The 7925-nt window shown below is 67.5% G+C and carries 7 protein-coding genes and 1 pseudogene; 1 reads left to right on the forward strand and 7 read right to left on the reverse strand.

Annotated features, from left to right (window positions below; genetic code table 11):
- Positions 1-234 precede the first annotated feature (234 nt).
- Complete coding sequence (locus tag LQ326_RS46375; RefSeq protein ID WP_234545247.1) at positions 235-522, forward strand: hypothetical protein; 288 nt, start codon at positions 235-237, stop codon at positions 520-522.
- A 231-nt stretch (positions 523-753) separates the two neighbouring features.
- On the opposite strand, the gene LQ326_RS46380 is transcribed toward LQ326_RS46375, so the two are convergent.
- From LQ326_RS46380 to LQ326_RS46410, 7 genes and pseudogenes are all read right to left on the reverse strand, one after another.
- Positions 754-918 carry a hypothetical protein gene (locus LQ326_RS46380; RefSeq protein WP_234545248.1) on the reverse strand — a complete coding sequence of 55 codons (165 nt, stop codon included), beginning with the start codon at positions 916-918 and terminating at the stop codon, positions 754-756.
- A gap of 577 nt (positions 919-1495) precedes the next feature.
- Positions 1496-2479 (reverse strand): ABC transporter permease, encoded by a 984-nt coding sequence (locus LQ326_RS46385; protein ID WP_234545249.1) that lies wholly within the window; start codon positions 2477-2479, stop codon positions 1496-1498.
- 121 nt (positions 2480-2600) lie between these two features.
- Positions 2601-3575 (reverse strand): NAD(P)H-quinone oxidoreductase, encoded by a 975-nt coding sequence (locus tag LQ326_RS46390; RefSeq protein ID WP_234545253.1) that lies wholly within the window; start codon positions 3573-3575, stop codon positions 2601-2603.
- Between the two features lie 52 nt (positions 3576-3627).
- Positions 3628-4302 carry an acetate uptake transporter gene (locus LQ326_RS46395; protein ID WP_234545250.1) on the reverse strand — a complete coding sequence of 225 codons (675 nt, stop codon included), beginning with the start codon at positions 4300-4302 and terminating at the stop codon, positions 3628-3630.
- Between the two features lie 100 nt (positions 4303-4402).
- Positions 4403-6721 (reverse strand): FdhF/YdeP family oxidoreductase, encoded by a 2319-nt coding sequence (locus LQ326_RS46400; protein ID WP_234545251.1) that lies wholly within the window; start codon positions 6719-6721, stop codon positions 4403-4405.
- Positions 6718-7284, reverse strand: coding sequence for a universal stress protein (locus LQ326_RS46405; protein ID WP_234545252.1), 567 nt, complete (start codon positions 7282-7284; stop codon positions 6718-6720). The genes LQ326_RS46400 and LQ326_RS46405 overlap by 4 nt, the downstream gene beginning before the upstream one ends.
- Positions 7281-7925 (reverse strand): annotated as a pseudogene (locus LQ326_RS46410) (hypothetical protein); the annotation flags it as partial. The pseudogene LQ326_RS46410 and the gene LQ326_RS46405, both read right to left, overlap by 4 nt.

Genomic DNA, 7925 nt, shown 5'->3' on the forward strand with positions numbered 1-7925 from the left:
CGCCGACAGGTGACGTGCGGTCCCCGCGACCGGCAGACCGGCTGGACCTCTGGTCACGGACAGGACCGATATGACACGACCGGGCAGCTGCGCAGTCTTGTGCACCACAGTCCGACCATGCCGGGTATGCGGTGGCTCAGCAGCGGTCGCACACCCGGTAGCCGCTATTTATCTTGGGTTCTCATCGGGCCCCAGCTCGCGGTGCGTTCATCCGCGGCACATGGAAGGTACGACATGGCTTCAACGCACGAACATGCTGACCACACACACGGCGAAGGGTGCGGTCATGTGTCCTTCCCTCATGAGGGGCACGTCGACTACGCACACGACGGTCATTTCCATCGGACCGTGGGCGAGCAGACGCACGAGTGCGCGAAGGACGGGCACGAACCGCATGGTCAGCATCCCCACGAACACCACAAGGACTGCGGTCACGTCGCCGTGCCGCACGGCGACCACGTCGACTATGTGCATGATGGACATCGGCACGCTGCGCACGGCGACCACTGGGACGATCACTGACGAGGACGCGACAGGCGTCGGCCGGTGAGTGGCACGCCAGTGCACCGCCGTGGCTGGCCGCGAGGTGACCGTGCCGGCCTTGAGTCGGTGTCCGTGACGTGACCACAGCCCGGAGAGGTTACCGGCTCGGGACAGGCATAGAGCCCATCCCGAGCCTCGGCACGTTTTAGACGGGGCTGCTCGGCACGACCACACCCGGTTCGGTGCGGTGGCAATCAGCTCGGGCTTCTTTCACTGCGGATGCCTGACCTTCCGGCGCCGTTCACGGGCCTCGCTGCCGCACTTGCACAGGATCCAGTACAGCGTCGCCTTCAGGCGCAGGTAGACACCTCGGTCGGGCAGCACCACGCAGATCTCGGCAGGCGCCGTGTCGACGCACTCACTCGACCGCAACACAGCGGCGTCCTTCACCCCCTCGGCCGCCGTCAGGGCCCACGGATGCCGCCGGCGCTCCCGCTTCGGCCGCGCCGGGACGGGAGACTTGCGCGGTGCTGCCTGCACGATGTCGCCCGCTCGGGCCGACCGAGCTCGGCGGATGCCTGCATCCGTCCCACCATGGACGACGCGGTTCCGGGGCCTTGGCGCGGGCGGCCTCGAAGGCTCCTCCCACTGCCGACTACGGCGGCGTCGTGGAGGTGGTCGTCACCGCTTCTCACCCGTCCGTCTCGTCGCTGACGGTGGGGAGGCGATCCAACCGCGCCGAGGGTCTTCCCCGCACCTCAATGACAATGCGGGCCTTGCCCAACTCGACGCGAAGCTTGGCATTTCCGGCTCCGAGCGCTGCCCTCGCGCCGCAGCAGGGCACCGTTGCCCTGCCTGTCGAGCCTCTCGTGCTCGGCCAGGATCCTCGTCCCGCACTCCCCCGCGTACCGCCGCTGCCTGCTTGATCGGGGGGCGCCTGCGGATCCGGGGCCCGTGGTCGTTGGTGCCGGCCACTCCAGCACTCCTCCTTCTCCAGCCTCGACTGGATGGATCACCCGGTAGGCATAGCTTGAGTCCCCTTGGTAGAGGGGGCGGGATAGCGTCTCCGGCGCCAGACCCCGGCGGTCGTGGCCGCAGCTGTGCACCACACTGCGAGGGTCAGAAAAGGCGTGACGTACTGGTGGTCGTTGAAGTAGACGGCTGTGTGCTGGGCACTGACCGACGCTCCAGGGGGTAGCCAGCGGCCCAGCGATCGTGTCGGTTCGGGCAACAACGCCGGTGACACGGCTCCGCCCGAGGCCGGATTGCCGACCATGACCAGCAGGAGCCAGGTCGGGAGGATCGCCCATCGGCCGACGAGTACGTGGAACGCGGTGAACACCAGCCCGCACGTGAACATCGTGAAGGCAAGGATCGCCCATGACTCCACGGCCGGCAGGTCGAGGACGTGCAGCATCCAGTCAACGACTGCACAAATCGCCAAGGCGCCGAGCGCCGAGTAGCAGGCGATGGCCAGGACCCTCTCATGGAGGCGCATCTGACCGGCGTGCGCGCTCAGCTGGGCGGCACCGATGAAACCGAGAACGACTGCCGCCAGGGTGATGTAGAAAATGGCGAGGCCCTGGGGGTCCCCTGCCTGCAAGGGACGCAGTTCGGTGGTCTGCAGGGACACACCGACTGCTTGAGCGGCAGCGGGAGCCTGTTGCTGCAGGACCCGGGCCACCGAGGCACCCGCGGCGGGGACCAGTTGCAGAGTCACATCATGGTGCGAACCCGTCTTGTTCCGCACCAGTGCGAAGACCTGTTGGGCATCGACGGCGCGCAGCGCAGAGGCTTCGTCCGGGTAGACGCGCACGGCCAGTTCTGTGTTGAGGCGGTCGTCCCAGGCGGTGATGAACCGCTCGTTGACGTTGTCGCCCTTCAATGTCCCCACCGGTACGCGGTGCGGTGTCGGATGGGCGAGGTTGAAGCTGTAGGAGCCGGCAAAGAGACCGGCCGCGACGGCAACGATGACAGTGATGACGATTGCTGGCATGGTGCGTCGGAACTCGTGCCCGGTGCGGCGCAGAACCCCGCGCCACGACATCCAGGTCACCAGGCCCGCCGCATACCCGGGCACTGCGGGGCTGTGACGGGAAGGGGGATCACGAGGGGGGTCATACCGTCATCACCACTTTGCCCACCACGTTCCCCTCCGCCAGGAGCTGGTGGGCCCGCGATGCCTCGTGCATGGGCACGGTGTTACCGACAACCGGACGGATCCGGCCGTCAGTCACCATCGGCCACAGATCCGAGCGCACCGCATCGACGATCGCCGCCTTCTGGCGGTGGCTGCGGGACCTCAACGTCGTAGCCGCCAGGGATCCACGCTTCGCCATCAATTCACCGATGCCGAGGACCGTGGGCGAGACGTCCCCACCGATCATCACGATACGCCCGTCTGGGGCCAGGCAGCGTATGTTGCGAGCCAGATAGGGCGCTCCGACGATGTCCAGAATGACATCCGCACCGCGCCCGTTCGTCGCCTTGCGGACGGCGGCGACGAAGTCCTCCTCGCGGTAGTTGATCGCGGCATCGGCTCCGAGCGCAACGGCCTGGGCCACCTTGTGCGGTGTTCCTGCCGTGGTCAGTACATGGGCACCGAGACCCTTGGCCCATTGAATGGCCAGGCTTCCGATACCGCTGGTTCCGCCGTGGACCAGAAACGTCTCACCGGGCTGCAAGCGGGCGAGCATTCCGATATTGGAGTACACGGTGCAGGCAGCTTCTGGCAGGGAGGCCGCTTCCTCGAAGGACAGCTCCGCCGGTTTCGCCAGCAGCTGGGTCGAAGGCACGGCAACGGCCTGGGCGTATCCGCCGCCGTTGAGCAGGGCGCACACCTCGTCCCCGACAGCCCAGCCGTCGACTTCGCTGCCGAGGGCACTGATCGTTCCCGAGCACTCCAGACCCAGCAGAGGCGAGTCGTCCGGCGGGACCGGGTAAAGCCCCTGGCGTTGGAGGAGGTCGGCATTGTTGACGCCACTGGCCCTGATCTCGATGACGACTTCGCCGGGCCCGGGCTTCGGCCTATCCACGTCGGCCCACTCGAGGACGTCAGGCGGTCCGGGATACCGCACGACAGCGGCCTTCATCATTGTGTTCATCTCATCTGCCTCATATGCGGAGTTGCTGTTCTGTCGCCGCTCAGGCGGCCTGATCCGTGCGCCGTTGGCGTTCGCCGATGGAGGACGTGAGCGATACGGGACGTCCCCGTTCGTGACCGAGGTGCCCCAGACGTGTTCCGGGGTCGGGCATGGTGGGGATGAGATGCCGGCCCCAGGTGCTGTTGACGAGGCCCGCGAACGACGCATACCAGGCAAGGGCGGCGGTTGCGAACCCGAAGGCACCGCCGACGCGGGTCACGGCGGTGGACTGCACGAACTGCGCCAGGGCCAGGAGGGTGAAGGTGATGGTCGCCGAGGTGAACAGAGCCAGCAGCGCCCCCGTCGTACGGAGCGTTGCGACGGTCAGGTACAGCGTCAGCACGGCCCACGGCAGGATGAACAATCCGGTGGCCACGTGCGCTTCGGCCGCCGGCAGGGTGTCGACGACGAACCGGCCGTACAGGGCATAGGCCATCCAGAATGCGCCGTAGGAGCAGAAGGCGGTGGCGCCGAACGTGGATCCCTGTCTGAACTCTGCAGCGCCGGCGATCAGTTGGACGACACCTCCGAAGAAGAAGGCGAGAGGGAACACGGCGGGTGTCAGGGCAGGATCGACGCCGACGTAGAAGAAGCTCAGCATGAAGGTCGCCGTGCCGAAGGCGGCCAGGCCGAGGGGCGCCGGTTCGGCTGGGGCGCGGGGGGACGGGGTGGACAAGGCGACTCCCGGAGGGTGCGTTCGGTTTGAGGGACAGGGGGCCGGAGGGGTCAGTGGCTTCCGATCCGGTCCCCGCCGGGGAACGAGGTCTGGCGTCCTGTCAGGACGCATCCGTGCGCACGGCGGCCGCTGCGGCCGGAGTGATGGTGATCTTGACGTGTTTCATGAGGGGCTGGTCGCTCTGTGTGCTGTAGTCGCCGATGGCACACAGGACGTTCATCTCGGGCATGTAGCCCGCTGCGCAGCCCTGCGGGATGTCGTAGGGGACGGCGAGGAAGCCGTTGAGGCCTCGTTCGGTGCCGTCCTTGGCGGTGGAGACGATGTCCACGGGGCCGAACGCGCGGATGCCGCGCTCCCGCATGTCTTCGGCGTTCATGAAGACGAGCGTCCGGAGATTCTTGATGCCGCGGTACCGGTCGTTGTCGGAGTAGATCGTGGTGTTCCACTGGTCGTGCGACCGGATCGTGGCCAGGACCAGTGTGCCGGTGGCCGGAAGGACGTCGGGCAGTTCGGCGTGCGAGAATTCTGCACGTCCTGACGGAGTGAGGAACACCCGTTCGCGTGCGGGTTGGTGGAGGCGGAATCCCAGCGGCTGGCGCACGCGCTGGTTGAAGTCCTCGAACCCCTCCAGGGCGTGGGCCATCGTGTCCCTGATGCGGTCGTAGTCATCCGCGTAGTCCTCCCAGGGGGTGGCGCTGTCGGGGAGTGCGGCGCGGGCCATCCCGGCGATGATCGCCGGTTCGGACCGGAGGGCGGGGGACGCGGGGCGCTTGATTCCGCGGGACAGGTGCACCATGCTCATCGCGTCCTCGACGGACACGCTCTGCAGACCGCTCTGCTGGTGATCCTTCTCGGTTCGGCCGAGGCAGGGAAGGATCAGGGCTCGGCGGCCGTGCACGAGATGGCTGCGGTTCAGCTTGGTGCTGACCTGGACCGTCAGCTCGCAGTTCTGGAGACCGGCATACGTGTATGGAGTGTCGGGGGCCGCCAGGGCGAAGTTGCCGCCCAGACAGACGAAGACCTTCACCTCGCCGCGGTTCATGGCCTCGATCGTGCCCACGGTGTCCAGACCGTGGTCTCGAGGTGGGGTGAAGCCGCACGCCTCGCCCAGGCGGTCCAGGAACGCGGGAGCGGGCCGGTGGTCGATGCCGCAGGTGCGGTTGCCCTGGACGTTGCTGTGACCTCGCACCGGTGACGGGCCGGCGCCCTCGCGACCCAGGTTTCCGCGCAGCAGAAGGAGGTTGACGATCTCCCGGACGGTGTCCACTCCGTGTTCGTGCTGGGTCAGCCCGAGGCACCAGCTGATGATGGTGCGCTCCGAGGCCAGATAGATGTCGGCCGCCTTGGTGATCTCGTCACGGCCGACTCCGGACTGGCGCTCGATGGTCTCCCACGATGTTGCTGCGCACATCGCGCGATAGGCCTCGAAGCCGCTGGTGTACTGCTCGATGAAGGCCCGGTCGACGGCCGAGGGATCGGCACGTGCGGCATCCAGGACGGCCTTGGCCATGCCGCGCAGCAGGGCCATGTCGCCGCCGATGCGCGGTTGAAGGTTCAGCGTGCTGGTAGGGGTGGCACGGAAGCGGGCCATCTCCATGAACTCGTGAGGGACGATGGTGCTGCCCGCGGCGGCCTCGATCATAGGGTTCACGTGCACGATCTGTGCCCCGCGCCGGTGGGCCTCGGCCAGGGAGGTCAGCATTCTCGGGGCGTTGGAGGCGGCGTTCACGCCGAAGACGAACAGTGCGTCCGTGGACTCCCAGTCGCTCAGGTCGACGGTGCCCTTACCGGTTCCGATGGATGCCTGCAGAGCCCGTCCGCTCGCCTCATGGCACATGTTGGAGCAGTCGGGCAGGTTGTTCGTGCCCAACTCACGGGCCAGCAACTGGTACAGGAATGTACCCTCGTTGCTCAGGCGTCCCGATGTGTAGAAGGCGGCCTGGTTCGGGTCGTCGAGAGTGCGCAGCGCCTCACCGACCATGGCGAACGCCTCGTCCCATCCGATGGGCACGTACCGGTCACTCACCGGGTCGTAGGCCATCGGCTCGGTCAGCCGTCCCTGGTTTTCGAGGTCGAAGTCGGACCACTCCATCAACTCCGTCACGGTGTGCGCCGCGAAGAACTCCCGGTCGACCCGTTTGCGGGTCATCTCCCAGGTGACGTGCTTGATGCCGTTCTCACAAATGTCGAGGTGGAGGCCCTTGCGGTCGTCCGGCCAAGCGCACCCCGGGCAGTCGAAGCCGCCGTTCTCGTGGTTCATGCGCTGGATGGCGCGCGTGCCGGCCACCAGACTGTGCTCGCGCAACAGGAACTGCCCGACGCTCTTGGCGGCGCCCCATCCGGCGGCGGGATGCGGATATGGGCGACGCTGCGGCGTCTGGTCTGCGGACCCGGTGTCGTGGTCGTTGTCGGTGGTCATCGTGCTCCTTCTTCCCCTGGCTTGGGTGCGGGCCGACCGGCGGGAGCAGCCGCACGGCATCCGGCGTCGTCCGGGTGGTCCACCTCGTGAGCCTTTGGCAGCGAGGCGGGAGTCGGACCGGGAGGCAGGTCGTCGCCATGGATGATCAGGGTGGGGCAGGCGGCGTGCTCTGCACACGCGGCGCTGACCGAACCCAGCAGGAGCCCCGCGAACCCGCCGTGACCCCGGCTGCCGAGGATGAGCATCCTCGCCCCCGCGCTGGCAGAGAGGAGAGCGGCCGTGGCGGGCCCTTCGAGCACCGTGAGCCGAAGATCCGACGGCCGGTCGTCACCGAGCACCTCGGCGCAACAGGCTGTGAGCATGGCTCGCGCCTCCGCGACGGGGTCCCAGTCGTCCGCGACGCCGGTCCAGGAAGTGGGGTTCTGCCAGGCTGTCACGGCCTCCAGGACGCTCCCGGTGGTCCGCGCCATGAAAAGCCCCCAGGCCAAAGCCCGTTTCGAGGACGAGGAGCCATCCACACCGACGACGATCCGGGGTGCGAGAGAGGGCACGGTTTGCGTCATCGGTGTTCGTCTCCCTTGTGTGCCAGGGTGTTGACCTTCGGCGAAGGACCGTGCCCGGACGGCCCAACGTGGCAGGCGTCGGCGCACACGTCGACGGCCGCGGAGCCGGTGCCGGGCGCGCGCCCCGACACGGCCTCCGGCGCCGCAGGGGTTCTAGCCCCCGGGAGCCCGAATGTGCTGATGAGAGCCAGCAGCGCGAGAAGCATCACGGCGATCCCGTAGGTGTAGGCAGCCCTCTCCACTCCACCGCCGTACACGACGATCACTCCCGCCACAATGGTCGGGAGGCCGAAGCCCAGGTAGGAGATCAGATACATCACGGACAGCAGTCCCGATCTCTCGTGCGGTTCGGCAAGGGGGACGACGGTGCGTACGCCCCCCTGGAATCCGGCTCCGAATCCGACGCCCGCGACCGCTGTGCCGGTGAAGAACAGCCCCGCCGATCCGATTGCGATGGCCAGCAGGGTGAGGGCTACGCCCGCGATCAGAGCCACAGTGCCGATCCGCATGGTGGTACGCGGTGCAGCGGAGCGCAGGACCAGAACGGTCAATGCTCCGCTGGCCGTGAGAGTGAACAGCGCCAGTCCGCCCAGGAGCGCTCCCTCACCGGTGACGACACCTCGGACCAGTGCAGGGCCCAG

Origin of the sequence: Streptomyces shenzhenensis, from assembly GCF_021462265.1 — a bacterium.
GTDB lineage: Bacteria > Actinomycetota > Actinomycetes > Streptomycetales > Streptomycetaceae > Streptomyces > Streptomyces shenzhenensis.